This window comes from Pseudomonas sp. CM25 (genome assembly GCF_013179705.1).
Classification (GTDB): domain Bacteria; phylum Pseudomonadota; class Gammaproteobacteria; order Pseudomonadales; family Pseudomonadaceae; genus Aquipseudomonas.
This window is the reverse complement of record NZ_JABMCW010000015.1, coordinates 1-25,996: the sequence shown is the minus strand read 5'-3', so window position 1 is coordinate 25,996 and position 25,996 is coordinate 1. Positions and strand designations below refer to the sequence as shown.

The following is a 25,996-nucleotide window of genomic DNA, read 5'->3' as shown; positions in this document are numbered from 1 at the left end:
CTGTGAAATACCTGTGGGTGCTGGCTTGCTGGCGATGAGGCAAACACCTTGGCTATGCCCTACACCCGCCCCAGCGCCACCGCATGATGACGCAGGTGCTCTTCGATGAAGCTGGCAATGAAGTAGTAGCTGTGGTCATAGCCAGGCTGCAGGCGCAGGGTCAGCTCATGGCCGCCTTTGCGTGCCGCCTGCTCAAGCGCTTCGGGCTTGAGCTGCTTCTCGAGGAAGTCGTCACGGTCGCCCTGGTCCACCAGCAACGGCGGGCACTCCCCAGCAGGGGTTTCGGCCAGCAATACGCTGGCATCCCATTCACGCCAGCGCGCGCGGTCTTCACCCAGGTAGCGGCTGAAGGCCTTTTCGCCCCACGGGCAATCCATCGGGTTGCTGATCGGCGAGAACGCGGACACCGAGCGGTACCGCCCCGGGTTGCGCAAGGCGCACACCAGCGCACCATGCCCGCCCATGGAGTGGCCGCTGATGCTGCGCTCGGCCGATGCCGGGAAGTGCGCCTCGATCAGCGCCGGCAACTCCTGCACCACGTAGTCGTGCATCCGGTAGTGCTGGGCCCAGGGTTGCTGAGTCGCGTTGAGGTAGAAGCCGGCACCCAGGCCGAAGTCCCAGGCACCGTCCGGGTCACCCGGCACCTGCTCGCCACGCGGGCTGGTGTCCGGGGCAACGATGATCAGCCCCAGCTCGGCGGCCAGGCGCTGGGCGCCGGCCTTCTGCATGAAGTTCTCGTCGGTGCAGGTCAGGCCGCTGAGCCAGTACAGCACCGGCAGCTTCTCACCCTGCTCCGCCTGCGGCGGCAGGTACACGGCAAATACCATGTCGCAGCCCAGCACCTTGGAGTGATGCCGGTAACGCTTGTGCCAGCCGCCGAAGCTCTTCTGGCAGGAGATGTTATCCAGGCTCATGGCTCACCTCAGAAGTGGATCACGCTGCGGATGCTCTTGCCTTCGTGCATCAGGTCAAAGGCCTTGTTGATGTCTTCCAGCCCCATGGTATGGGTGATGAAGGTATCCAGCGGAATCTCGCCCTTCTCGGACATTTCCACGTAGCTTGGCAGCTCGCTGCGGCCGCGCACGCCGCCGAACGCCGAACCGCGCCAGACGCGGCCGGTGACCAGCTGGAACGGACGGGTGGCGATTTCCTGGCCGGCACCGGCTACACCGATGATCACAGATTCGCCCCAGCCCTTGTGGCAGCATTCCAGCGCCGCACGCATCAGCTGGACATTACCGATGCATTCGAAGGAGAAGTCCACGCCGCCGTCGGTGAGGTCGACGATGACTTCCTGGATCGGCCGGTCGTAGTCTTTCGGGTTGATGCAGTCGGTGGCGCCCAGCTGGCGGGCGATCTCGAACTTGGCCGGGTTGATGTCGATGGCGATGATGCGCGAGGCCTTGGCCTTCACCGCACCGATCACTGCCGACAGGCCGATGCCGCCGAGGCCGAAGATGGCCACGGTGTCACCCGGCTTGACTTTGGCGGTATTGAGCACCGCACCGATGCCGGTAGTGACGCCGCAGCCCAGCAGGCACACCTTCTCCAGCGGCGCTTCCTTCTGGATCTTGGCCACCGAGATTTCCGGCAGCACGGTGTACTCGGAGAAGGTCGAGGTACCCATGTAGTGGAACAGCTGCTGGCCCTTATAGGAGAAGCGCGTGGTGCCGTCCGGCATCAGACCCTTGCCCTGGGTGGCACGGATGGCCTGGCACAGGTTGGTCTTGCCCGAGAGGCAGAACTTGCACTTGCCGCATTCCGGTGTGTACAGCGGGATCACATGGTCGCCGACGGCCACCGAGGTCACGCCCTCACCTACCGCTTCGACGATCGCGCCGCCTTCGTGGCCGAGGATCGACGGGAAGATCCCCTCCGGGTCGGCACCGGACAGGGTGTAGGCGTCGGTGTGGCAGACACCACTGGCGACCACGCGCAGCAGCACCTCACCCGCCTTGGGCATGGCCACGTCGACTTCGACGATTTCCAGGGGTTTCTTGGCTTCAAAGGCTACGGCAGCACGGGACTTGATCATCAAAGGTCTCCAGACAGAGTGGCGATTCAGGCTGGCAGTGTAATTCACCCTCATTTGATGAATAATCCGGGCCAAGACAAAACATTATTGCCATACAGGGATAATCCATGAGCAGCCGCTGGGAAGGCATAGACGAATTCGTCGCCGTGGCCGAGTCGGGGCAGTTCACGGCGGCAGCCGAACGCCTGGGCGTCTCCTCGTCGCACATCAGCCGGCAGATAGCCCGGCTGGAAGAGCGCCTGCAAACACGCCTGCTGTACCGCAGCACCCGCCGGGTAACCCTGAGCGAGGCCGGGCAGACCTTTCTGCAGCATTGCCAGCGCCTGCAGGATGGCCGTGAGGAAGCCCTGCGCGCCATGGGTGACCTGGCCAGCGAGCCCAAAGGGCTGCTGCGCATGACCTGCGCGGTGGCCTACGGCGAGCGTTTCATCGTGCCACTGGTGACGCGGTTCATGGCGCTGTACCCGCAATTGCGGGTGGACGTTGAACTGAGCAACAACACCCTTGACCTGCTGCATGAAGGCATGGACCTGGCGATCCGTCTGGGCCGGCTGGCCGACTCGCGGCTGGTGGCCACCCGCCTGGCGCCCCGACGCATGTACCTGTGTGCCTCGCCGGCTTACCTGGAGCGCTATGGCCGACCGCACAGCCTGTCGGAGCTGGCGCGGCACAACTGCCTGGTGGGCAGCTCGGACTTGTGGGCGTTGCAGCAGGACGGCCGCGAGATCAGCCAGCGGGTTCAGGGTAACTGGCGTTGCAACAGCGGTCAGGCGGTGCTGGATGCGGCATTGCAAGGCATCGGCTTGTGCCAGTTGCCGGACTATTACGTACGGGAACATTTCAACAGCGGCGCATTGGTCTCGCTGCTGGAGGCGCACCAGCCGCCGAATACTGCGGTATGGGCGTTGTATCCGCAGCAGCGGCACCTGTCGCCGAAGGTGCGGCGCCTGGTGGATTACCTGAAGGAAGGGTTGGCGGGGTTACCGGAGTATCGCGGGATCTGATTGCAAAGCGGTCCGCTTCGCGGCCCAATCGCCGGCAAGCCAGCTCCCACAGGGTCCCCACAGACCTGAGGGCATCGCGGTTACTGTGCGAGCTGGCTTGCCGGCGATTGGGCCGCGAAGCGGACCCAGCGAGCTCAGCGTCTACCCGACCAACGCTGGCGCAGCCACTCCAGGTCTTCCGGCCGGGTCACCTTGATATTGTCACTGCGCCCTTCGACCAGCCGCGGCGCCTGGCCGGACCATTCGATGGCAGAGGCCTCATCGGTCACCACCACATCCGACACCAGGCACTCGGCCAGCGCCCGATGCAGGGCCCCCAGGCGGAACATCTGCGGTGTATACGCCTGCCAGATCGTACTGCGATCAACGGTGGCGCTCACTCGCCCATTGCTGTCGGCACGCTTCAGGGTATCGCGTGCCGGCACCGCCAGCAGGCCGCCCACCGGGTCGTCCGCCAGCTCCGACAACAGCTTGTCCAGGTCGCTGCGCGCCAGGTTCGGCCGCGCGGCATCGTGCACCAGCACCCAGTCGCTGTCCGCCGCCCCTTGGGCATGCAGCAACAGCAACGCGTTCAGCACCGAGTCGGCACGCTCGCGGCCACCCGCCGCGCGCTGGATGCGCGAATCACGGGCGCAGCGCAGGCCGGGCCAATAGGGGTCATCTTCGGCAATGCTGACCACCACGCCCTTGAGCGCGGGATGGCCAAGAAAACAGTCGAGGCTGTGCTCAAGAAGGGTCTGCCCGGCCAGCTCCAGGTATTGCTTGGGGCGGTCGGCAGCCATGCGGGCACCTACGCCCGCAGCAGGAATCACGGCCCAGAAGGCCGGCAAGGTATCGATCATTTCTGTGGCAACTGGAAGAGGGTTTCGCCCTCTTTGACCATTCCCAATTCGTGGCGAGCCCGTTCTTCAACGGTCTCCATGCCTTTTTTCAACTCCAGCACTTCGGCATCGAGCACGCGGTTCCGCTCGAGCAGGCGCTCGTTTTCGGCATGCTGCTCGGCGATCTGCTGCTGTAGCTCGGTCACTTGCGCGAGGCTGCCATTACCCACCCACAGGCGGTACTGCAGGCCACCCAGCAGCAGGAGCAGGACGAGGAACAACCAATAAGGACTGCGCATGATGGTATCCAGGTAAAAAAGACCGCCGCACGCTTTTCAGTCATGGGGTCCAGTTCGGGGTTTCGAATAGCACGAAGCCTGGCCGAGGCCAGGCTTCGCAGACAGAAACCCGTTGGAGGATTGTAGGAAAATTCAGTACGAACGTTCCTACAGCTCCGGCGACTGTCTTTTTACCATCTCTTGCTTAGCCGCGAAACTCGGTACGACCACGGTATACCGCTTTGGCACCCAGTTGCTCTTCGATGCGCAACAGCTGGTTGTACTTGGAAACGCGATCGGAACGGCACAGCGAACCGGTCTTGATCTGGCCGGCAGCGGTACCCACGGCCAGGTCGGCAATGGTCGAATCTTCGGTTTCACCGGAGCGGTGCGAGATCACGGCAGTGTAGCCGGCAGCCTTGGCCATCTGGATGGCTTCCAGGGTTTCGGTCAGCGAGCCGATCTGGTTGAACTTGATCAGGATCGAGTTACCGATGCCCTTCTCGATGCCTTCCTTGAGGATCTTGGTGTTGGTCACGAACAGGTCGTCGCCAACCAACTGAACCTTTTCGCCGATCTTGTCGGTGAGAATCTTCCAGCCTGCCCAGTCGGACTCGTCCAGGCCGTCTTCGATCGAGATGATCGGGAAACGCTCGGTCAGGCCTTTCAGGTACTCGGCAAAGCCTTCGGCGTCGAACGACTTGCCTTCGCCAGACAGGTTGTACTTGCCGTCTTCGTAGAATTCGGACGCTGCGCAGTCCAGGGCCAGGGTTACGTCGGTGCCCAGCTTGTAGCCGGCTTTCTCGACGGCTTCGGCGATGGCGGCCAGGGCGTCTTCGTTGGAAGCCAGGTTCGGCGCGAAGCCACCTTCGTCACCTACGGCGGTGTTCAGGCCACGGGCCTTGAGCACGGCTTTGAGGTGGTGGAAGATTTCGGTGCCCATGCGCAGGCCGTCGGAGAAGGTCTTGGCGCCAACCGGCTGCACCATGAACTCCTGGATGTCGACGTTGTTGTCGGCGTGCTCGCCGCCGTTGATGATGTTCATCATCGGAACCGGCATCGAGTACTGGCCCGGGGTGCCGTTCAAGTTGGCGATGTGCGCGTACAGCGGCAGGTCCTGGTCCTGGGCAGCGGCCTTGGCGGCAGCCAGGGAGACAGCCAGGATGGCGTTGGCGCCCAGCTTGGCCTTGTTCTCGGTACCGTCCAGTTCGATCATGGCGCGGTCCAGGGCCTTCTGCTCGGAAGGGTCCTTGCCCAGCAGCAGGTCACGGATCGGGCCGTTGATGTTGGCGACGGCCTTCAGCACGCCCTTGCCCATGTAACGGCTCTTGTCGCCATCACGCAGCTCAAGCGCTTCGCGCGAGCCAGTGGAAGCACCGGACGGCGCGCAGGCGCTGCCGATGATGCCGTTGTCGAGCAGTACATCGGCTTCCACGGTGGGGTTGCCACGCGAATCGAGAACTTCACGACCTTTGATGTCGACGATTTTTGCCATTGTTGTAAGCACTCCAGAATTGACGAAAACAACGCAGCTTTAGGAAATTCTTGCCTTTCACCAGGCGGGGACGCAGCAGGCAGGCCTGGCAAAAGCAACCCCTGACCGAGCGGTCAGGGGGAGATCGGGGCGTACTTTACCCGAGAACTGAGCCTTGCGCGGTCTTAACCGTCGGAAAACTCATCAAAGACCTGAAAAATCAGGCCTTGTTCTTCTGGGCCAGGGCCGCCTTGACGAAGCCGCTGAACAGCGGGTGGCCATCACGCGGGGTGGAAGTGAATTCCGGGTGGAACTGGCAGGCAACGAACCATGGGTGATCCTTGGACTCGACCACTTCCACCAGCGCGCCGTCTTCGGAACGGCCCGAAACCACCAGGCCGGCATCGACCAGTTGTGGCAGCAGGTTGTTGTTCACTTCGTAGCGGTGACGGTGGCGCTCGGTGATCACGTCCTTGCCGTAGCAGTCGTGCACCTTGGAACCGGCAGCCAGCTGGCAGTCCTGTGCGCCCAGACGCATGGTCCCGCCCAGATCCGAAGTTTCGTTGCGGGTTTCGACCGCACCGGTAGCATCTGCCCACTCGGTGATCAGGCCGACTACCGGGTGGCCGCTATTGCGGTCGAACTCGGTGGAGTTGGCGTCTTTCCAGCCCATCACGTTGCGGGCGAATTCGATCACCGCCACTTGCATGCCCAGGCAGATACCCAGGTACGGCACCTTGTTCTCACGGGCGTATTGCACCGCGGTGATCTTGCCTTCCACGCCGCGCAGGCCGAAACCGCCCGGTACCAGGATGGCGTCGGCGCCTTCGAGCAGGCTGGTGCCCTGGTTCTCGATGTCTTCGGAGTCGATGTAGCGCAGGTTGACCTTGGTGCGGTTGCTGATGCCGGCATGGCTCATCGCTTCGATCAGCGACTTGTAGGCATCCAGCAGCTCCATGTACTTGCCGACCATGGCAATGGTGACTTCCTGCTCGGGATTGAGCTTGGCATCGACCACGGCGTCCCATTCGGACAGGTCAGCACTGTCGCACTGCAGGCCGAAGCGCTCGACGACAAAATCGTCCAGGCCTTGCGAATGCAGGATGCCCGGGATCTTGTAGATGGTGTCGGCGTCTTCCAGGGCAATCACCGCGCGTTCTTCAACGTTGGTGAACTGGGCGATCTTGCGGCGCGACGAGCTGTCGATCGGGTGATCGGAGCGGCAGACCAGCACATCAGGCTGCAGACCGATGGAGCGCAGCTCCTTGACCGAATGCTGGGTCGGCTTGGTCTTGGTCTCGCCGGCAGTGGCGATATAAGGAACAAGCGTCAGGTGCATCAGCATGGCGCGCTTGGCGCCCACTTCGAAACGCAGCTGGCGAATAGCCTCAAGGAACGGTTGCGACTCGATGTCACCCACCGTGCCACCAATCTCGACCATCGCCACGTCCGCGTCGCCGGCACCCTTGATGATGCGGCGCTTGATTTCGTCGGTGATGTGCGGGATGACCTGGATGGTCGCGCCCAGGTAGTCACCACGGCGCTCCTTGCGCAGCACGTGCTCGTACACCCGGCCGGTGGTGAAGTTGTTGTTCTGGGTCATCGTGGTGCGGATGAACCGCTCGTAGTGGCCCAGGTCGAGGTCGGTCTCGGCGCCATCGTGGGTGACGAACACTTCACCGTGCTGGAACGGGCTCATGGTGCCCGGATCGACGTTGATGTACGGATCCAGTTTGAGCATGGTGACCTTCAGGCCCCGCGCTTCCAGGATGGCCGCCAGGGAAGCGGAGGCAATGCCTTTCCCCAATGAAGAAACAACACCGCCCGTGACGAATATGTAGCGCGTCATGAAAAACCCTAGAAGTCTGCGTTAAGGCGGCCAGCGCCGCCGGAGAAAGCGAAGGAAGGCCGAAGCCCCCGATCACCTGCGTCAATCACAGTGCATCTCGAAAAACTGCCGCGTCTGTACAGACCAGGGATATCCCCGGCATGGAGCTCGCTCGTCATTTCCAGAATCAGCTCAGCAAAAAACTGCTTGGTAATCGGCAACTGCCGTGTTTCCGAGGAACGCACAGAAGTTGTATCAAGAAGGGAGGGTAGTCTACCGGAATGTACCCTTCAGCTCAAACCTTGCGCGTTCGTCGGAGGCTGCCAGTGAAGCTGGCAATCCGCCTGCCCCAGTCCGGGCAGGTTGGCCACCGCCAGCAGGCGCTCGCCGCCATACAGCAGGGGCAGCCGCGGGCGCACGAAGTGCGGGACTTGCAGCTCGTTGAGCAGGCGCTTCAGGTCGCGTCGGCCACGGCCGGGGATATCCAGTATCTCGCCGCCCTGACGGTAGCCGACGTGCAGTTCACCGTGCAGCTGGGGGCAGACAACACGCACGTTGCCGTTGCCCGGCAACACCAGTGCTTGTGCAGGATCACGCCAGCGTACCCTACCCGTCGGTTGCTCCAGCCAGTCGCCACTCAACCACCAGATTCGCCCGTGACTGCGCAGCAACCGACCGTCGGCAAGCCGCCAGACAGGTTGCGCATCCTCGGCTGCGTCGCGCAGGTCATCCCAGCCCGCCCAATGACGGGCATCAGGCAGGCGGGTTCTGCTGTTTAGCCAGTACTGCAGCGCATTGCGCTGACGGGCAGGCGACAATGCACCAAGCGTTGCCAGGTCCAACGAATCCAGGCCGGCCCAGGCTGGCGCTGCGCCCTCCCCGGCTTTGGCCAGGTCGCTTGATGCCACTTCATCCAGCAGGCCCAGTGCCTCGCCCAGATTTTCTGCACAGCGCGCGAGATTCTGGCCGGCCTGCGGCCAGCGCTGCTGCAACACCGGGAACACTTCGCCACGCAGGTAATTGCGTGCGAACGCCGTGTCGCTGTTCGACGGGTCTTCGATCCAGCGCAAACCGTGAGTCAGGGCATAGTCATGCAGTTGCTGGCGCGGTATCGCCAATAGCGGCCTGACCAGCGTGCCCTGCCCCAGTGGCCGCTGCCCGGGCATGGCCGAGAGGCCGCGCAGGCCGGCGCCGCGCAGCAGGCGGAAAAGCAAGGTTTCGGCCTGGTCGTCGCGGTGCTGGCCGGTAAACAGGATGTCGCCTGGGCCGAGGACCTGCTTGAAGGCGGCATAGCGGGCGTTGCGGGCGGCCTGTTCGAGGCTGGCGCCGGGGCTGACCTGGACGTGGATGACCTGCAGTACGATGCCAAGGCTGTCGCAGATGGCTTGGCAATGGGCGGGCCAGGCGTCGGCGGCGGGTTGCAGGCCGTGGTGGATGTGCAGGGCGCGCAGCGGCGGGGTTGCGTGGCTGCGGCCGTGATGGGCCAGCAGGTGCAGGAGGACGGTGGAATCGAGGCCGCCGGAGAAGGCGATGTACCAGGCGGGGGCGTTGAGCCAAGGGGTGAGGTAGATCATGAGGGCCTCACATGGCTTGAGATCGCAGGGGGTGCTTTGCACCCCTTTCGCCGGCAAGCCAGCTCCCACATTGTCCGCGTAGATGCTGACGCATGCGGGAGTCTGGCTTGCCGGCGATAGGGCCGCAAAGCGGCCCCCGGACAAATCATCGAATCAGAGGCCGTAGCTCATCAGACGGTCGTAACGACGGGCCAGCAGCGCGTCGTGGTCGAACTTGCCGAGCATGTCCAGTTGCTGCACCAGGTCGGCACGGACGCTTTCGGCCATTTTCACCGGGTCGCGGTGGGCACCGCCCAGCGGCTCCTGGATGACCTTGTCGACGATGTCCAGGCTCTTCAGGCGCTCGGCAGTAATGCCCATGGCCTCGGCCGCATCAGCCGCCTTGTCGGAAGTCTTCCACAGGATCGAAGCGCAGCCTTCTGGCGAAATCACCGAGTAGGTGGAGTATTGCAGCATGTTCAACTGGTCGCAGACACCGATGGCCAGCGCGCCGCCAGAACCACCCTCACCGATTACGGTGGCGATGATCGGGGTTTTCAGCCGCGCCATCACGCGCAGGTTCCAGGCGATGGCCTCGCTCTGGTTGCGCTCCTCGGCGTCGATGCCCGGGTAGGCGCCCGGGGTGTCGATGAAGGTCAGGATCGGCATCTTGAAGCGCTCGGCCATTTCCATCAGGCGGCAAGCCTTGCGGTAGCCTTCCGGGCGCGGCATGCCGAAGTTGCGGCGCACCTTCTCGCGTACTTCACGGCCCTTCTGGTGGCCGATGACCATCACCGGCTTGCCGTCCAGGCGCGCGGTACCACCGACGATGGCGGCGTCGTCGGAGAAGTGGCGGTCACCGTGCAGTTCTTCGAACTCGGTGAAGATGTGCTCCAGGTAGTCCAGGGTGTAAGGACGACGTGGATGACGGGCCAGGCGGGCGATCTGCCAGCTGGTCAGGTTGCCGAAGATGCTTTCGGTCAGGGTATTGCTCTTGTCTTGCAGACGGGCAATTTCATCGCTGATGTTCAGCGAGTTGTCGTTGCCTACCAGGCGCAGGCCTTCGATCTTGGCTTGCAGGTCGGCAATCGGCTGTTCGAAATCGAGAAAATTCGGGTTCATAGTCATCCGTCTTGGGTCTACGGCCAGGCGGCCGGCCGGTTGATCCGTTTGGCGCCCTACCTTAAGGGATCAGGCGCATTCAGGTCGAGATTAAATTTTTGTCGATTCAACGATATTGCAGGAAGACGTTCTCACGCCCGAACTGGTCACGCAGCGCCTGAATCAGGCCGTCAGCCGGGTCGATCGCCCACTGCTCGCCGAACTGCAGCATGGCCTTGGCATCGCTGCCGGTGTACTCCAAGGTGATCGGGCACGCCCCGCGATGACGGGTGATCAGCTCGCCCAGCCACTTCAGCCGGTCGCCCTTGAGGGCCTCGTGCGCCACCTTCAGGCGCAGGCTCTCGGCCAGCTTGGTGCGCGCATCTTCCATGGTCATTACCTGCTTCACCCGCAGGCGCAGGCCACCGGAGAAGTCGTCATTGCTGACCTCGCCTTCCACCACCACCATGGCATCGGCCTGCAACAAGGACTGCGCCGCGATGTAGGCGTCGGCAAACAGCGACGCCTCGATCCGCCCCGAGCGGTCATCGAGGGTGACGAAGCCCATCTTGTCGCCCTTCTTGTTCTTCATCACCCGCAGCGCAATGATCATGCCGGCGATGGTCTGGGTTTCGCGTGACGGCTTGAGGTCGATGATGCGCTGGCGGGCGAAGCGGCGGATCTCGGTTTCGTACTCGTCGATCGGATGGCCGGTGAGGTACAGGCCAAGGGTGTCCTTCTCGCCCTTCAGGCGCTCTTTCAGGGTCAGCTCGCGCGCCTTGCGATGGCTGGCATACACGTCGGCGTCGACCTCGTCGAACATGCCGCCGAACAGGTCGATGTGGCCACTGTCGGCGGTGCGGGCGGTCTGCTCGGCGGCCTTGATGGCCTCGCCCAGCGCCGAAAGCAAGGTCGCACGGTTACGGTCGATGTTGGCGTGGTAAGCCTTTATCTCGTCATGGAAATACGGGCCAAGACGGTCCAGCGCGCCACTGCGCACCAGCGCATCGAGGGTGCGCTTGTTGACGCGCTTGAGGTCGATGCGCTCGCAGAAATCGAACAGGTCCTTGAACGGGCCGCCCTCGGCACGGGCTTCGACGATGGCCTCCACCGGGCCCTCGCCGACCCCTTTGATGGCGCCCAGGCCATAGACGATGCGGCCATCGTTGTTGACGGTGAACTTGAAGTCGGAGAAGTTCACGTCCGGGGCGTCGAGGCGCAGCTTCATGTTGCGCACCTCCTCCACCAGTACCACCACCTTGTCGGTGTTGTGCATGTCCGCCGACAGCACCGCCGCCATGAATGGCGCCGGGTAGTGGGTTTTCAGCCAGGCCGTCTGGTACGACACCAGGCCGTAGGCGGCGGAGTGGGACTTGTTGAAGCCGTAGCCGGCAAACTTCTCTACCAGGTCGAAAATGTTGCCCGCAAGATCCGCTTCGATATTGTTGGCCACGCAGCCTTCGATGAAACCGCCCCGCTGCTTGGCCATTTCCTCGGGCTTTTTCTTGCCCATCGCGCGGCGCAGCATGTCGGCACCACCGAGGGTGTAGCCCGCCATTACCTGGGCAATCTGCATCACCTGTTCCTGGTACAGGATGATGCCGTAGGTGGGTGCCAGGACCGGCTTCAGGCCTTCGTACTGGTAGTCGGAGTGCGGGTAGGCCAGTTCGGCGCGGCCGTGCTTGCGGTTGATGAAGTCGTCCACCATGCCCGATTGCAGCGGGCCCGGGCGGAACAGTGCCACCAGTGCGATGAGGTCTTCCAGGCAGTCGGGCTTGAGCTTCTTGATCAGCTCCTTCATGCCGCGCGACTCAAGCTGGAATACCGCCGTGGTTTCGGCTTTCTGCAATAGCTCGTAGGTTTTGCGGTCGTCCAGCGGGATGAAGTCGATATTGAGGTCGGGCAGGTCCTTCTTGGCCTGCTCGCGGTTGATGATCTCCATCGCCCACTTGATGATGGTCAGGGTACGCAGGCCGAGGAAGTCGAACTTCACCAGACCCGCCGCCTCGACGTCATCCTTGTCGAACTGGGTTACCAGGCCACCGCCTTCTTCATCACAGGCAATCGGCGAGAAGTCGGTGAGCTTGGTGGGGGCGATAACCACACCACCGGCGTGCTTGCCGGTACCCCGGGTGACGCCTTCCAGCTTCAGCGCCATGTCCCAGATTTCGCGGGCGTCCTCGTCACCCTTGAGGAAGTCGCGCAGGATTTCTTCCTGCTCGTAGGCCTTCTCCAGGGTCATGCCCACTTCGAACGGGATCATCTTCGAAAGGCGGTCGGCCAGGCCGTAGGACTTGCCCTGCACCCGCGCCACGTCACGCACCACCGCCTTGGCGGCCATGGTACCGAAAGTGATGATCTGGCTGACCGCGTTGCGCCCGTAGGCCTCGGCCACGTAATCGATGACCCGGTCACGGCCGTCCATGCAGAAGTCGACGTCGAAGTCGGGCATGGAAACACGTTCAGGGTTGAGGAAACGTTCGAACAGCAGGTCGTAGGCCAACGGGTCGAGGTCGGTGATCTTCAGTACGTAGGCCACCAGCGAGCCAGCACCCGACCCCCGGCCTGGGCCAACCGGCACGTCGTTGTTCTTGGCCCACTTGATGAAGTCCATGACGATCAGGAAGTAACCGGGGAAGCCCATCTGGATGATGATATCCAGCTCGAACTTCAGGCGGTCCAGGTACTCCTGGCGCTTTTCTTCGTAATTGGGGGTGGTCTCTTTCGGCCACAGCACCGCCAGGCGCTCTTCCAGGCCTTCGTGGGCCACGTGGCGCAGGTAATCGTCGATGCCCATGCCGTTGGGCGTCGGGAAGTCGGGCAGGAAGTACTTGCCCAGCTGTACCTGGATATTGCAGCGCTTGGCAATTTCCACGGTGTTGGCAATGGCGTCGGGCAGGTCGCTGAACAGCTCGGCCATTTCTGCGGCCGACTTGAGGTACTGCTGGTCACTGTAGTTACGCGGGCGCCGTGGATCGTCGAGGGTCCAGCCTTCGCCGATACAGACGCGGGTTTCGTGGGCGTCGAAGTCGGTCTGCTTGAGAAAGCGCACGTCGTTGGTGGCCACCAGCGGGGCGCCAAGGCGGTCGGCCAGCGCCACGGCGGCGTGCACATACTCTTCGTCGCGAGCGCGGTTGGTGCGCTGCACTTCGACGTAGAAGCGCTCGGGGAACATGCCCATCCAGTCTTGCAGCAACGCGGCAGCTTCATCGTCCCTGCCGGCCAGCAAGGCCATGCCGATGTCACCCTCCTTGCCTGCCGACAGGGCGATCAGGCCCTCGCTGGCAGGTGCGATCCACTCACGCTGAAGGATGACCAGGCCGTTACGCTGACCCTCGGTCCAGCCGCGCGAAATCAGCTCGGTGAGGTTGCGGTAGCCCTGTGGGTCCATCGCCAGGAAGCAAATACGCGACAGCGGTGCTTCCGGGTCGGCGCCGGCCAGCCACAGGTCGGCGCCACTGATCGGCTTGATGCCGGCGCCCATGGCGGTCTTGTAGAACTTGACCAGCGAGCACATGTTGCTCTGGTCGGTAATCGCCACCGCCGGCATGTTCATCCCGGCCAGCGCCTTGGCCAGCGGTTTGATCCGCACCAGGCCGTCAACCAGCGAGAATTCAGAGTGGACGCGCAGGTGAACGAAGGGAACCGACATGGAAGATCCTGTAGCAGTGCTTGACGACAAGGGCGGGATTGTAGCTTATGAGGGAGGATTTGGGGCCTCTGTGGGAGCCGGCTGGTCGGGGCGACGAACCGCGGCGATGGGCCGCAAAGCGGCCCCGGGGTCAGATCAGCGAATCGACCACACCGCTGCGCGCGTCCCATGCTGCCCGCACCGGGGCAAAGGAACGCCGATGAATGGGTGTAGGCCCAAGCCGCGCCAGGGCCTCAAGGTGGACCGGCGTCGGGTAGCCCTTATGCCCACCGATGCCATAACCCGGGTAGATCAGCTCGAACGCGCTCATCTCCCGATCGCGGGACACTTTGGCCAGAATCGAGGCAGCAGCGATCGCCGGTACCTGGCTATCACCCTTGACCACCGGCGCCGATGGCACAGCCAGTTTCGGGCAGCGGTTGCCGTCGATCAGGGCCAGCCTGGGCGTAATGTGCAGGCCCTCGACCGCGCGCTGCATGGCCAGCATCGTGGCTTGCAGAATGTTCAGCCGGTCGATTTCCTCGACCTCGGCACGGGCGATGCAGAAACTCAGGGCCTTTTCGCAGATCTCGTCGAACAGCGCTTCACGCCTGGCTTCGGTGAGTTTCTTCGAATCGTTCAGGCCGAGGATCGGGCGTGCAGGATCAAGGATCACCGCCGCCGTCACCACCGCGCCGCACAGCGGGCCACGGCCCACTTCGTCGACGCCGGCGACCAGGTCTTCGACCAGTTTGAAGTCCAGTCCAGTTTGCATGTCAGCGGTCCTTGAGCAGGGCCAGTACCGCCTCGGCCGCCTGGTTGGAGGCGTCACGGCGCAGGGTGCGGTGAATTTCGTCGAAGCGTTCGGTCTGCTGGCTGCCATCGCCAACCAGTGGCGCCAGGGTGTTGGCCAAGGCTTCGCTGGTGGCGTCGTCCTGCAGCAGCTCGGGTACCAGCTCGCGCTGGGCCAGCAGGTTCGGCAACGAGACGTAGGGGCTTTTCACCAGGCGCTTGAGTATCCAGTAGGTCAAAGGCGCAAGGCGATAGGCGACCACCATCGGACGCTTGTACAGCAGCGCTTCGAGGGTGGCGGTGCCCGAGGCGATCAGTACTGCATCGCAGGCCGCCAGGGCCTGGTGCGACTGGCCATCGAGCAGGGTCAGCGGCAGGTGCCGACCTTCGAGCATCTGCTCGACCTGGGCGCGTCGCGCGGCGTTGGCGCAGGGCAGCACGAAACGCACGCCCGGCACCTGCTGGCACAGGCGTTCGGCGGCATCGAGGAACAACGCCCCAAGGCGCCCTACTTCGCCACCTCGGCTGCCCGGCATCAATGCCACCACCGGCCCGTCGTCGAGGCCCAGCGCTGCACGTGCCGCCGGCCGGTCGGCTTCAAGCGGAATGGTGTCGGCCAGCGGATGGCCGACGAAGCGTACCGGTACGCCCTGCTCCTCGTAAAAGCGCGCCTCGAATGGCAGCAGGGTCAGCATCAGGTCGCAACCCTCGCGAATCTTCAGCACGCGCTTCTGCCGCCACGCCCACACCGAGGGGCTGACGTAGTGCACGGTCTTGATCCCGGCCTGGCGCAGTTTCAGTTCGATGTTGAGGGTGAAATCAGGTGCGTCGATGCCGATGAAGACATCGGGCTTTTCGTCAATCAAGGTCTGGATCAGCAGCTTGCGGCGCTTGAGCAGCTCGCGCAGGCGCCCCAGCACTTCGACCAGGCCCATCACCGCCAGGCGCTCCATGGGGAAGTAGGATTGCAGCCCTTCGGCTTCCATCAAGGGGCCACCAACGCCGATGAAACGGACGTCAGGGTGGCGCGCCTTGAGCGCACGCATCAAGCCTGAACCGAGAATATCACCACTGGCCTCACCTGCGACCAGGGCTACGCAAAGCTGGGCCATATCAGCGGGTGATGCCGCGAGCGGAGTTCACGATCGACTGACGGAACAGGTCGACTTCAGGGTGCTTTTCGGCCATTTCGGCCAATTCCTTCAGCGCGTCTTCGACGGTAAGGCCCTGGCGATAGACAATCTTGTAGCAACGACGCAGCACGTGGATCACCTCGTCGCTGAAACCCCGGCGGCGCATGCCCTCGAAGTTCATGCTGCGGGCTTCGGCAGGGCTGCCGAAGACGGTCACGAAGGCAGGTACGTCCTTGCCGATTGCCGTGCCCATGCCGGAAAACGCGTGGGCACCGATATGGCAGTACTGGTGCACCAGGGTATAGCCGGACAGGATCGCCCAGTCACCCACATGCACATGGCCGGCCAATGCCGTGTTGTTGACCAGGATGCAGTGGTTGCCGATGACACTGTCGTGGCCGATATGGGCGTAGGCCATGATCAGGTTATGGTCGCCCACGGTGGTTTCCGCGCGGTCCTGAACGGTACCGCGGTGAATGGTCACCCCTTCGCGAAACACGTTATGGTCGCCGATCACCAGGCGCGTCGGTTCACCCTTGTACTTGAGGTCAGGGGTGTCTTCACCGATCGAGGAAAACTGAAAGATACGGTTGTGCTTGCCGATACGGGTCGGCCCTTTGAGCACAACATGCGGGCCGATGACGGTGCCCTCCCCGATTTCTACATCGGGGCCAACGATCGACCAAGGGCCGACCTCGACACCCTCGGCCAGCTTGGCCGAGGGATCGATAATGGCCCGAGGATCAATCGAATTCATAGGGAGCGTTCCGCGCAGGTGATCTGTGCCGAGCAGACCGGCTTGCCGTCGACCAGCGCGCGGCATTCGAACTTCCAGATCATGCTCTTGCGGCTGAGGAACTTGGCTTCCAGTACCAGCTGGTCACCCGGCAGTACTGGTTGACGGAAGCGCAGTTTGTCGGAGCCGACAAAGTAGTACAGGGTTCCATCGGCCGGCTTGGCATCGAGCATCTTGAAACCGAGAATACCGGCCGCCTGGGCCATGGCTTCGATGATCAGGACGCCCGGCATGATCGGGTGCGCTGGAAAATGGCCGTTGAAGAACGGCTCGTTGATGCTGACATTCTTGTAGGCACGAATGCTCTGGGCCTCGAAGTCCAGATCCGTCACACGGTCCACCAACAGGAACGGGTAACGGTGAGGCAGGTATTCGCGAATCTCGTTGATGTCCATCATTTCGGGGGGGAAGCCTGTAATAATAATAGGGAGCGCAGGTGCTGACCAAACGCTCCTTTTGCAGTCCAAAGAGGAGCCAGCTAGCGACTGTTCACTCTTGCTCAGGGAATGGTATCAGCCTTCTGATGCCGGCAGGCCACCTGAGGTCACGGTATCGACGCGTTTTTCCAGCTGCTGGAGACGCTTGGCGATGTCGTCCAGATGGCGGATGCGCGCGGCGCTCTTGCGCCATTCAGCCAGTGGCTGCATGGCAGTGCCGGAAGAATAGGCACCCGGTTCTGTGATCGAACGGGTCACCATGGTCATCCCGGACACGAAAACGTTATCACAGACATCGATATGGCCAACCATGCCGACACCGCCGGCGATGGTGCAATGCTTGCCAATGCGCGTGCTGCCGGAGATACCGACGCAGGCGGCCATGGCCGTATGCTCACCGATCTGCACGTTGTGGGCGATCTGGATCTGGTTGTCGAGCTTGACCCCGTCAGCAATCCGCGTGTCCGACAGTGCACCGCGGTCGACCGCAGTGTTGACACCGATTTCCACGTCATCGCCAATGGTCACGCCACCGATCTGGGCGATCTTGCGCCACACGCCCTTCTCGTTGGCGAAGCCGAAGCCTTCACCACCAATCACCGCACCCGACTGGATCACCACACGCTTGCCGATGGTCACGTCATGGTACAGGGTGACCCGTGGCGCCAGCCAGCCGCCCTCACCGATCACGCAACGGGCACCGACCACGCAGTGTGCACCCACACTGACATTTGCCGCGATGCGCGCGCCGCTTTCAATGACCGCAAACGGCCCGATGCTGGCACTGGCATCCACCTGCGCGTCCTCAGCCACCACGGCGCTGGGATGAATACCCGCCACAGCCTTGGGTTTGGGGTCGAACAGGTGGGAAATGCGCGCATAGGCCAGGTACGGATCGGCGACGATCAGTGCATTGCCGGCAAAGCTATCGGCATCCGCAGCCTTCAGCAGCACCGCAGCCGCCTGGCTGTTGTCCAGGTATTTGCGGTACTGCGGGTTGGCGAGGAAGCTCAATTGGCCGGGGCCAGCCTCCTGCAAGGTGGCCAGCCCGGTAATCTGCAGCGCCTCGGGCCCCTTGAGGGTGGCACCGAGGGCCTCGGCCAGCTGGCCTAACGTCATGGTCACACTCATATCAACGGGCTTGGTTCATGCGCTCGATGACCTGGCGGGTGATGTCGTACTGAGGCTTGACATCGATGACCGCACCACGTTCGAGAACCAGGTCGAAACCACCCTTCTTGATCACTTCCTCGACAGCGCCATCCAGCTTCGGCTTCAGCTGCTTGAGCATGTCGCGGTCGGCAACGGCCTTGGCTTCGTTCAGCTCCTTGGACTGGAACTGGAAGTCGCGGGCCTTCTGCTTGAATTCGAGCTCCAGGCGCTCGCGCTCCTGCTGCTGCATCTTGTCACCGCCCTTGATCAGGCGGTCCTGGATGCCCTTGGCGCTGCTTTCCAGGCTTTTCAGCTTGGTCAGTTGCGGGCCGAATTTTTTCTCGGCATCAACCGCGTACTTCTTGGCGGCATCCGATTCGAGCAGGGCCATCTGATAGTTCAGCACGGCGACCTTCATTTCGGCGAAAGCCGGGGTGGCGACCAGCGCCGCGGCCACTACGGCCAGTTGAGCCAATTTACGCACGATGCACTCCTGGATAAACCGTTGTCGTTAAGCGAGGGCCGACCTTAGAAGGTCTGGCCCAGAGAGAATTGGAACACTTGAGTATCGGCATCGTCCGGCTTCTTGACCGGCATCGCCAGGCTGAAGCTCAACGGGCCCAGCGCGGTAATCCAGGTCACACCCAGGCCGACCGAGCTGGCCATGCCCGAGAACCCGACCTTCTCGCAATCAGGCTTGTTGCCGCAATTGGTGTCGAACACGTTACCCACATCCCAGAATACGGAGGTGCGCAGGGAACGCTGGTCTTTCACGAACGGCAGCGGGAACAGCAATTCGACACCACCTTGCACCAGCACGTTGCCACCGAACGGCAGCGGATCCTGGTCCGGGTCGGCGATGGTGCCGGGCCGGCCACCAGGGTTGCCTTCACCACGGCTCGGGGTGCTGCGTGGGCCCAGGCTGCTGTCCTTGAAGCCACGCAGGGAGTTGAAGCCACCCGCGAAGTAGTTCTCGTAGAACGGCAGGCCAGAGGTGCTGCCATAACCATCACCATAGCCCAGCTCGGTGTGCAGGCGCAGGGTGTAGTCGTTGTTGATCGGCTGGAACAGCTGGCCGCGGTAGTCGAGCTTGAAGAACGACAGGTCGCTGCCCGGAATGGTGGACTCCAGGGTCAGGCTCTGGGAATGACCACGGGTCGCCAGCACGCCCTTGTTCAGGGTCGATTCCGACCAGCCGATCGAGGCCTTGAAGTTGAGGAAGTTGTCGCCTTCCTGGTCGAGGAAATCGAAGATCTCGTCAACGGTGTACTTGCCGGTCTTGATCTTGTCCTGCTGCACGCTCAGGCCGTAGGTCAGGCGCGAGGTTTCGCTGATCGGGTAACCGAGGCTGACGCCCGCACCGTAGCTGTCCACCGCATAGCTGGCCACGTCGACGTCGAGGTCGTCGTAGTCGGTGCTGCGGTAGAAGGCGTTGTAGCCCAGGCTGACGCCGTCGGCAGTGAAGTAGGGGTCGACGAAGCCGAAGTTGTAGCGGGTCTGGTATTCCGAACGGGTCAGGCCGATGGACACCTTGTTACCGGTACCGAGGAAGTTGCTCTGGCTGATCGAACCACCGAGGATCAGGCCGGCGCTCTGGGCAAAACCGACGCTGGCGGTGATCGAGCCGGACGCCTGCTCTTCGACGCTGTAGTTGACGTCGACCTGGTCGTCGGTGCCTGGCACTGGCGGGGTCTCGACGTTGACTTCCTTGAAGAAGCCCAGGCGCTCGAGGCGGGTCTTGGACTGGTCGATCAGGTAGGTCGACGCCCAGCCACCTTCCATCTGGCGCATCTCGCGACGCAGCACTTCGTCTTCGGTCTTGGTGTTGCCGCGGTAGTTGATGCGGTTGACGTAGGCACGCTTGCCCGGGTCGACCACGAACATGATGTCGACCGTGTGGTCCTGCTCGTTCGGCTGTGGCACGCCGTTGACGTTGGCGAAGGTATAGCCTTCGTTGCCCAGGCGGCGGGTGATCAGCTCGGAGGTGGTGGTCATCACCTTGCGCGAGAATACCTGGCCCGGCTGCACCAGCAGCAGCGACTGAACCTGGTCCTGCGGCACCTTCAGGTCACCGGACAGCTTCACGTCGCGAACGGTGTACTTCTCGCCTTCGTTGATGTTGACGGTGATGTAGACGTGTTTCTTGTCCGGCGTGATGGACACCTGGGTAGAGGCGATGTCCATGTTGATGTAGCCGCGGTCCAGGTAGTAGGAACGCAGGCGTTCCAGGTCACCGGAAAGTTTTTCGCGGGCGTACTTGTCGTCGTTCTTGAAGAACGACAGCCAGTTGGTGGTTTTCAGCTCGAACAGCTGCCCCAGGGTTTCATCGTCGAACACGTTGTTGCCAACGATGTTGATGTGCTGGATGGCAGCCACGGTGCCTTCGTTGATCTTGATCTTGAGCGCCACGCGGTTGCGCGGCTGCGGCACCACTTCGGCGTCGACTTCGGCCGAGTAGCGGCCCTGGGCCACGTACTGGCGCTGCAGCTCGTTACGCACACCTTCGAGGGTGGCACGCTGGAAGATCTCGCCTTCGGCCAGGCCCGATTGTTTCAGGCCCTTCATCAGGTCTTCGGTGCTGATCGCCTTGTTGCCTTCGATCTCGATGCTGGACACCGACGGGCGCTCGACCACGTTGATGATCAGCACATTGCCATCGCGATTCAGCTGGATGTCCTGGAAGAACCCGGTCTTGAACAGCGAGCGGGTCGAGTCCACCAGGCGGCGGTCGTCGGCCTGGTCGCCGACGTTCAGCGGCAGGGCACCGAAGACACTGCCGGCGGAAACCCGCTGCAGGCCGTTGACGCGGATATCGGAGATGGTGAAGGACTCGGCGTGAACTTCAGCGATCATCAGTGCGGACATGACCGCAGTTAGCAGCAGACGTTTCATGAAGTCCTTTTATTCCAACTGGCAATAAACAACCCGCCGTGACAACACGGCAGGTTTGCAATTGAGCGAAGCTTTATAGTCGACCCAGATCGTTGATCAGGGCGAGCAACATCACCCCTACGACCAAACTGATACCGATCTGGACCCCCCAACCTTGCACCCGATCTGAGAGCGGACGACCGCGCGCCCACTCGACCAGGTAAAACAGCAAATGCCCCCCATCCAGTACCGGTATGGGCAGCAAGTTAAGAACCCCTAGGCTTATGCTCAGGTAGGCCAGGAAATTCAGGAAATCTCCGACGCCGGACTGGGCTGAAGCGCCCGCCACTTTAGCAATGGTTATCGGTCCGCTCAAGTTTTTTACCGAGAGCTCTCCGAACAGCATTTTCTTCAGCGATTCAAGGGTCAGGACGCTCATGCTCCAGGTGCGCGACAAGCCCTCACCCACCGCATCCAGTGGCCCGTAGCTGACTTCGCGGAGCATGTCGGCAGGCCATTCGCCACCTTTTACCCCCGCCCCCAGGTAACCACCAACCGCCTTGCCCTCACCCTTGCGGGCCAATGTCACCGGCACGTCCAGCGCAGCGCCATCGCGCTCGACGCGCACCACCACCTTGGCATCCGGGCGCGCACGCACGCTGTCGACCACTTGCTGCCATTGCGTCACCGCCACCCCATCGAGGCTCAGCAGCTTGTCACCGGTTTTAAGGCCTGCAGCCGCTGCGGGGCCCTTCGGGTCGATCTCGGCCAGCACCGGCACGATCGCCGGGCGCCAAGGGTGCAGCCCCAGGGACTGGATCGGGTCCGGCTCGTCGGCGCCTTTCAGCCAGCTGTCCAGCTTCACCTGCAGCTGGCGCTCGGCGCTGGCACCTTCATCACGCACCCCTACCTGCAAGGTGCCACTTTCGCCCAGGCGGCGCACCAGTTGCAGATTGACCGCCGACCAGCCGCTGGTCGGCTTACCGTCGACGGAAACGATTTCCTGACCCGCCGTCAGGCCGGCCGAGGCGGCCAGGCTGCCGGCGTCTACCGCACCGATCACCGGGCGGATCTGCTGAGTGCCCAGCATTGCCAGCACCCAGAAGAAAAAGATCGCCAGCAGGAAGTTGGCGATCGGGCCCGCCGCGACGATCGCGATGCGCTGGCGCACGGACTTGCGGTTGAACGACTGGTCGGCCAGCGCGGGCGGCACATCGCCTTCACGCTCGTCGAGCATCTTGACGTAGCCCCCCAGCGGAATCGCCGCGACCACGAACTCGGTACCCTGGCGGTCATGCCAGCGCAGCAGCGGCGTGCCGAAGCCCACCGAGAAGCGCAGCACCTTGACGCCGCAGCGGCGCGCGACCCAGAAGTGGCCGAATTCGTGGAAGGTGACCAGCACACCCAAGGCCACGAGGGTGCCGATAATCATGTAGAGCGCTGTCATGTCCATCTCCGAATGATGTTCAGCGGGCCGGCGTCATGCCCAGCCCCTCGCGAACCGTGGTGGGCCTGCATCAGCGACCGTGACGCCTCAGCCACTCACGGGAAAGCTCCCGGGCACGCTGGTCGGCGGCGAACACCGCGTCCAGCGACGGCAGCGGTACGACGGGCTCCTGATCGAGCACCTGTTCGATCATACCCGCGATATCGGGGAAGCGGATACGCCGCTCGAGAAATGCCTCGACCGCCACTTCGTTGGCCGCGTTCAGTACGGCGGGTGCGCTATTGCCGGCCTCGGCAGCCTGCCGGGCCAGGCGCAGGCAAGGGAAGCGCTGTTCGTCGGGCGCCTGGAAATCCAGACGGGCGATGGCAAACAAGTCCAGCGGAGCCACGCCCGAATCGATCCGCTCAGGCCAGGCCAAGGCATTGGCGATTGGTGTGCGCATGTCCGGGTTGCCCAACTGCGCCAGCACCGAACCGTCCACATAGTCGACCAGGGAGTGGATCACGCTCTGCGGATGCACCACCACCTCGACCTTGGCCGGCACGGCATCGAACAGCCAGCAGGCTTCGATCAACTCGAGCCCCTTGTTCATCATGCTGGCCGAATCCACGGATATCTTGCGCCCCATGGACCAGTTGGGGTGCGCGCAGGCTTGCTCCGGCGTCACGTCCAGCAACGCCTCGACAGGCGTTTCGCGGAACGGGCCTCCAGAGGCCGTGAGCAGGATTCGACGGACACCCACGGCACTCAGGCCGCGCGCGTAGTCGCCAGGCATGCACTGGAAGATTGCGTTGTGCTCGCTGTCGATCGGCAGCAGCACGGCGCCGCTGCGCCGCACCGACTCCATGAACAGCGCCCCGGACATTACCAGGGCTTCCTTGTTGGCCAGCAACACCTTCTTGCCCGCTTCGACCGCCGCCAAGGTCGGGCGCAGGCCGGCTGCACCGACAATGGCGGCCATCACCGCGTCCACCTCAGCAGCGCAGGCAACCTGGCAAAGGCCCGCCTCGCCTTCGAGCACCTCGGTAGCACAGCCAGCCGCTGCCAGGCCCTCGCGCAGTCGAGCGGCCGCCTCGGTGCTGGGCACCACGGCAAAGGCCGGGCGATGCCGCACGCACAACGCCAGCAACTCGTCGACGCGCGAATAGCCGCTCAAGGCAAACGCCTGGTAACGGTCAGGGTGACGCGCGATCACGTCCAGCGTGCTCAGGCCGATCGAGCCAGTGGCGCCTAGCACGGTAATGCGCTGCGGGCGACTCACATCACACCCCATTCGGCAGCCCACAACAGCACGGCGAAAATCGGGATGGCCGCGGTAAGGCTATCGATGCGATCGAGCACGCCGCCATGGCCAGGCAGCAGGTTACTGCTGTCCTTGATGCCGGAACGACGCTTGAACATGCTCTCGGTCAGGTCACCGACCACAGAGGCCATGACCAGCAGCGCGGCACCCAGCAGGCCCAGCAGGATCTGGCCGACGCCCCAGTCGCGGCTGATGCCGACCCCCAAGGTAATCAGCAGGCTGACCGCCAGGCCACCGTACACGCCTTCCCAGCTCTTGCCCGGACTGACCTGCGGGGCCAGCTTGCGCTTGCCGAACGCGCGCCCGGAAAAGTACGCGCCTATGTCGGCGGCCCATACCAGCACCATTACCGACAGGATCAGCCAGTTGCCCAGCGGCCAGTGCTTGAGCAGTACCAGCCCTTGCCAGGCCGGCAGCAGCACCAGCAGGCCGATCAGCAATCGGCAGGCGGCACTGGCCCACAGTTCGCTGCTGCGCGGGTAGGTAAGCACCAGCCAGGTGGCCAACCCCCACCAGATAACTGCAGCCCCCAGCACCCAGGGCGCCAGCTCGGGAAGCACATACAGCAGCATCAGCGCCCCAGCGACCGCTGCGGCATAAGCGATGCGCAGCGGCTGGGCCATCAGCCCGGCGAGGCGCGCCCACTCCCATGCACCCAGGGTGACCACAAAGCCGATGAACAGGGCGAAATCCCCGCCGTTGAGCAGGAAGAAACCGCCCAGCGCGATCGGCAGCAGGATCAGCGCGGTAATGATGCGTTGTTTAAGCATTAAGCACGAGCTCCAGCCTCGACCTGCTCGCTCGTCTTACCGAAGCGGCGCTGGCGCGAAGCGAAATCGGCCAGGGCATTGCGCATGGCCTCGTGTTTGAAGTCCGGCCAGTACAGGTCGGAGAAGTACAGTTCTGCGTAGGCCAGCTGCCACAGCAGGAAGTTGCTGATGCGGTGCTCGCCACCAGTGCGGATGCACAGGTCCGGCAGCGGTAGCTCGCCGGTCGACAGGCAGGTCTGCAAAAGGCCCGGGGTGATATCGTCCGGGCGCAGGTGCCCGGCCTGCACTTCCCGCGCCAGCCGCTGGGCCGCCTGGGCGATATCCCATTGGCCGCCATAGTTGGCCGCGATCTGCAGGATGAAGCGATTGCTGCCGGCGGTCAGCGCCTCGGCTTCGCGCATGGCAGCCTGCAACTCGGGATGAAACCGTGAACGGTCACCAATGATGCGCAGGCTGATGTTGTTCTCGTTGAGGCGCCTGGCCTCGCGGCGCAGCGCCGAGAAGAACAGTTCCATCAGTGCACCGACCTCTTCGGCGGGGCGCTGCCAGTTTTCACTGGAGAACGCGAACAGGGTCAGCACTTCGACCCCGGACTGGGCGCACACCTCGATGACCGCGCGAACGGCGTCGACGCCCGCCTTGTGCCCGGCAACGCCGGGCAGCAGGCGTTTTTTCGCCCAGCGGTTGTTGCCATCCATGATGATCGCGACATGACGCGGCACCGAGGACGGCGCCGCTGGCTTGGTCTTTTCCATTAAAAAACCCCGGCCTTAGACGGCCATCAGGTCCTTTTCCTTGGCCTTGAAGGCTGCATCGGCGTCAGCAACGAACTTGTCGGTGAGCTTCTGGATCTCGTCAGCGGCGCGACGTTCTTCGTCCTCGCTGATTTCCTTGTCCTTGGTCAGCTTTTTCAGGTCGGCCAGGGCATCGCGGCGCACGTTGCGCACGGCCACCTTGGCATCCTCGACAACGCCGCTGGCCTGCTTGGTATAGCCCTTGCGGGTTTCCTCGGTCAGGGCCGGCATCGGCACACGAATAGTGGTACCGGCGCTGGACGGGTTCAGGCCCAGGTCGGAGGTGAGGATGGCTTTCTCGATGGCCGCGCTGAGATTCTTGTCGTGGGCAACGATTTTCAGGGTGCGGGCATCTTCGACGCTGATCGCGGCAACCTGGTTCAGCGGCATCTCGCTACCCCAGGCGGTGACCTTGACGCTGTCGAGGATGCTCGGATGGGCGCGACCGGTGCGGATCGCGGCCAGGTGGCGACCCAGGGCCTCGAGGGACTTGGTCATGCGCTCCTGCGCGTCTTTCTTGATGTCGTTGATCATTTTTGAACTTCCTCGATCAGAGTTCCTTCCGCGCCGCCATGCACGATGTTCAGCAGGGCGCCGGGCTTGTTCATGTTGAAGACGCGCAGTGGCATCTTGTGGTCGCGGCACAGACAGATTGCCGTCAGGTCCATCACACCCAGCTTGCGATCCAGCACTTCATCGTAGGTCAGATGATCGAACTTCTCGGCATGCGGGTCCTTGAATGGATCTGCAGTGTATACACCATCGACCTTGGTTGC

22 protein-coding genes and 1 pseudogene are annotated in these 25,996 nt (G+C 63.0%); 1 reads left to right on the top strand and 22 read right to left on the bottom strand.

The window, feature by feature from the left end:
• Window positions 1-59: 59 nt before the first annotated feature.
• Both fghA and HP546_RS03275 read right to left on the bottom strand, forming a co-directional pair.
• A complete protein-coding gene (fghA, locus tag HP546_RS03280) occupies window positions 60-914 on the bottom strand; it encodes an S-formylglutathione hydrolase (protein WP_172219562.1) in 855 nt (284 codons plus the stop codon).
• Between the two features lie 8 nt (window positions 915-922).
• Entirely contained in the window at window positions 923-2,035 is a 1,113-nt protein-coding gene (locus tag HP546_RS03275; RefSeq protein WP_016712915.1) for an S-(hydroxymethyl)glutathione dehydrogenase/class III alcohol dehydrogenase, read from the bottom strand.
• A 107-nt stretch (window positions 2,036-2,142) separates the two neighbouring features.
• Here HP546_RS03275 and HP546_RS03270 point away from each other — a divergent pair, with 107 nt between their 5' ends.
• Window positions 2,143-3,039 (top strand): LysR substrate-binding domain-containing protein, encoded by an 897-nt coding sequence (locus tag HP546_RS03270; RefSeq protein ID WP_172219560.1) that lies wholly within the window; start codon window positions 2,143-2,145, stop codon window positions 3,037-3,039.
• A 134-nt stretch (window positions 3,040-3,173) separates the two neighbouring features.
• On the opposite strand, the gene ispD is transcribed toward HP546_RS03270, so the two are convergent.
• From ispD to HP546_RS03170, 20 genes and pseudogenes are all read right to left on the bottom strand, one after another.
• Complete coding sequence (gene ispD / locus HP546_RS03265) at window positions 3,174-3,881, bottom strand: 2-C-methyl-D-erythritol 4-phosphate cytidylyltransferase (RefSeq protein WP_172219558.1); 708 nt, start codon at window positions 3,879-3,881, stop codon at window positions 3,174-3,176.
• Complete coding sequence (ftsB, locus tag HP546_RS03260; RefSeq protein ID WP_172219556.1) at window positions 3,878-4,159, bottom strand: cell division protein FtsB; 282 nt, start codon at window positions 4,157-4,159, stop codon at window positions 3,878-3,880. The genes ispD and ftsB overlap by 4 nt, the downstream gene beginning before the upstream one ends.
• A gap of 184 nt (window positions 4,160-4,343) precedes the next feature.
• On the bottom strand, window positions 4,344-5,633 hold the full coding sequence (gene eno, locus HP546_RS03255) for a phosphopyruvate hydratase (RefSeq protein ID WP_172219554.1): 1,290 nt from the start codon (window positions 5,631-5,633) through the stop codon (window positions 4,344-4,346).
• Window positions 5,634-5,832: 199 nt separating this feature from the next.
• Window positions 5,833-7,461, bottom strand: a complete 1,629-nt coding sequence (locus HP546_RS03250) for a CTP synthase (RefSeq protein ID WP_172219552.1) — start codon at window positions 7,459-7,461, stop codon at window positions 5,833-5,835.
• A 269-nt stretch (window positions 7,462-7,730) separates the two neighbouring features.
• Window positions 7,731-9,014 carry a tRNA lysidine(34) synthetase TilS gene (gene tilS / locus HP546_RS03245; protein WP_172219550.1) on the bottom strand — a complete coding sequence of 428 codons (1,284 nt, stop codon included), beginning with the start codon at window positions 9,012-9,014 and terminating at the stop codon, window positions 7,731-7,733.
• Window positions 9,015-9,167: 153 nt separating this feature from the next.
• On the bottom strand, window positions 9,168-10,115 hold the full coding sequence (accA, locus tag HP546_RS03240) for an acetyl-CoA carboxylase carboxyl transferase subunit alpha (protein ID WP_172219540.1): 948 nt from the start codon (window positions 10,113-10,115) through the stop codon (window positions 9,168-9,170).
• A 106-nt stretch (window positions 10,116-10,221) separates the two neighbouring features.
• On the bottom strand, window positions 10,222-13,746 hold the full coding sequence (dnaE, locus tag HP546_RS03235; RefSeq protein WP_172219538.1) for a DNA polymerase III subunit alpha: 3,525 nt from the start codon (window positions 13,744-13,746) through the stop codon (window positions 10,222-10,224).
• A gap of 130 nt (window positions 13,747-13,876) precedes the next feature.
• Entirely contained in the window at window positions 13,877-14,500 is a 624-nt protein-coding gene (gene rnhB, locus HP546_RS03230; RefSeq protein ID WP_172219536.1) for a ribonuclease HII, read from the bottom strand.
• 1 nt (window position 14,501) lies between these two features.
• The gene (lpxB, locus tag HP546_RS03225; RefSeq protein WP_172219534.1) at window positions 14,502-15,629 is read right to left on the bottom strand and encodes a lipid-A-disaccharide synthase; all 1,128 of its coding nucleotides are present in this window, start codon (window positions 15,627-15,629) and stop codon (window positions 14,502-14,504) included.
• 1 nt (window position 15,630) lies between these two features.
• The gene (gene lpxA / locus HP546_RS03220; protein ID WP_172219532.1) at window positions 15,631-16,407 is read right to left on the bottom strand and encodes an acyl-ACP--UDP-N-acetylglucosamine O-acyltransferase; all 777 of its coding nucleotides are present in this window, start codon (window positions 16,405-16,407) and stop codon (window positions 15,631-15,633) included.
• Complete coding sequence (gene fabZ / locus HP546_RS03215; protein ID WP_008094893.1) at window positions 16,404-16,844, bottom strand: 3-hydroxyacyl-ACP dehydratase FabZ; 441 nt, start codon at window positions 16,842-16,844, stop codon at window positions 16,404-16,406. Before fabZ ends, lpxA begins: the two co-directional genes overlap by 4 nt.
• A 114-nt stretch (window positions 16,845-16,958) precedes the next feature.
• Complete coding sequence (gene lpxD / locus HP546_RS03210; RefSeq protein WP_172219530.1) at window positions 16,959-18,014, bottom strand: UDP-3-O-(3-hydroxymyristoyl)glucosamine N-acyltransferase; 1,056 nt, start codon at window positions 18,012-18,014, stop codon at window positions 16,959-16,961.
• A gap of 1 nt (window position 18,015) precedes the next feature.
• Complete coding sequence (locus HP546_RS03205) at window positions 18,016-18,519, bottom strand: OmpH family outer membrane protein (RefSeq protein ID WP_012270843.1); 504 nt, start codon at window positions 18,517-18,519, stop codon at window positions 18,016-18,018.
• Between the two features lie 44 nt (window positions 18,520-18,563).
• Entirely contained in the window at window positions 18,564-20,927 is a 2,364-nt protein-coding gene (bamA, locus tag HP546_RS03200; RefSeq protein ID WP_172219528.1) for an outer membrane protein assembly factor BamA, read from the bottom strand.
• Between the two features lie 73 nt (window positions 20,928-21,000).
• The gene (gene rseP, locus HP546_RS03195) at window positions 21,001-22,353 is read right to left on the bottom strand and encodes an RIP metalloprotease RseP (RefSeq protein WP_172219527.1); all 1,353 of its coding nucleotides are present in this window, start codon (window positions 22,351-22,353) and stop codon (window positions 21,001-21,003) included.
• Between the two features lie 70 nt (window positions 22,354-22,423).
• Window positions 22,424-23,614, bottom strand: a complete 1,191-nt coding sequence (ispC, locus tag HP546_RS03190; RefSeq protein WP_172219525.1) for a 1-deoxy-D-xylulose-5-phosphate reductoisomerase — start codon at window positions 23,612-23,614, stop codon at window positions 22,424-22,426.
• Complete coding sequence (locus HP546_RS03185) at window positions 23,611-24,426, bottom strand: phosphatidate cytidylyltransferase (protein ID WP_172219523.1); 816 nt, start codon at window positions 24,424-24,426, stop codon at window positions 23,611-23,613. The genes ispC and HP546_RS03185 overlap by 4 nt, the downstream gene beginning before the upstream one ends.
• Entirely contained in the window at window positions 24,426-25,181 is a 756-nt protein-coding gene (uppS, locus tag HP546_RS03180; protein WP_172219521.1) for a polyprenyl diphosphate synthase, read from the bottom strand. Before uppS ends, HP546_RS03185 begins: the two co-directional genes overlap by 1 nt.
• Window positions 25,182-25,196: 15 nt before the next feature.
• Window positions 25,197-25,754 (bottom strand): ribosome recycling factor, encoded by a 558-nt coding sequence (frr, locus tag HP546_RS03175; RefSeq protein WP_172219519.1) that lies wholly within the window; start codon window positions 25,752-25,754, stop codon window positions 25,197-25,199.
• Window positions 25,751-25,996 (bottom strand): annotated as a pseudogene (locus HP546_RS03170) (uridine monophosphate kinase); the annotation flags it as partial. The gene frr and the pseudogene HP546_RS03170, both read right to left, overlap by 4 nt.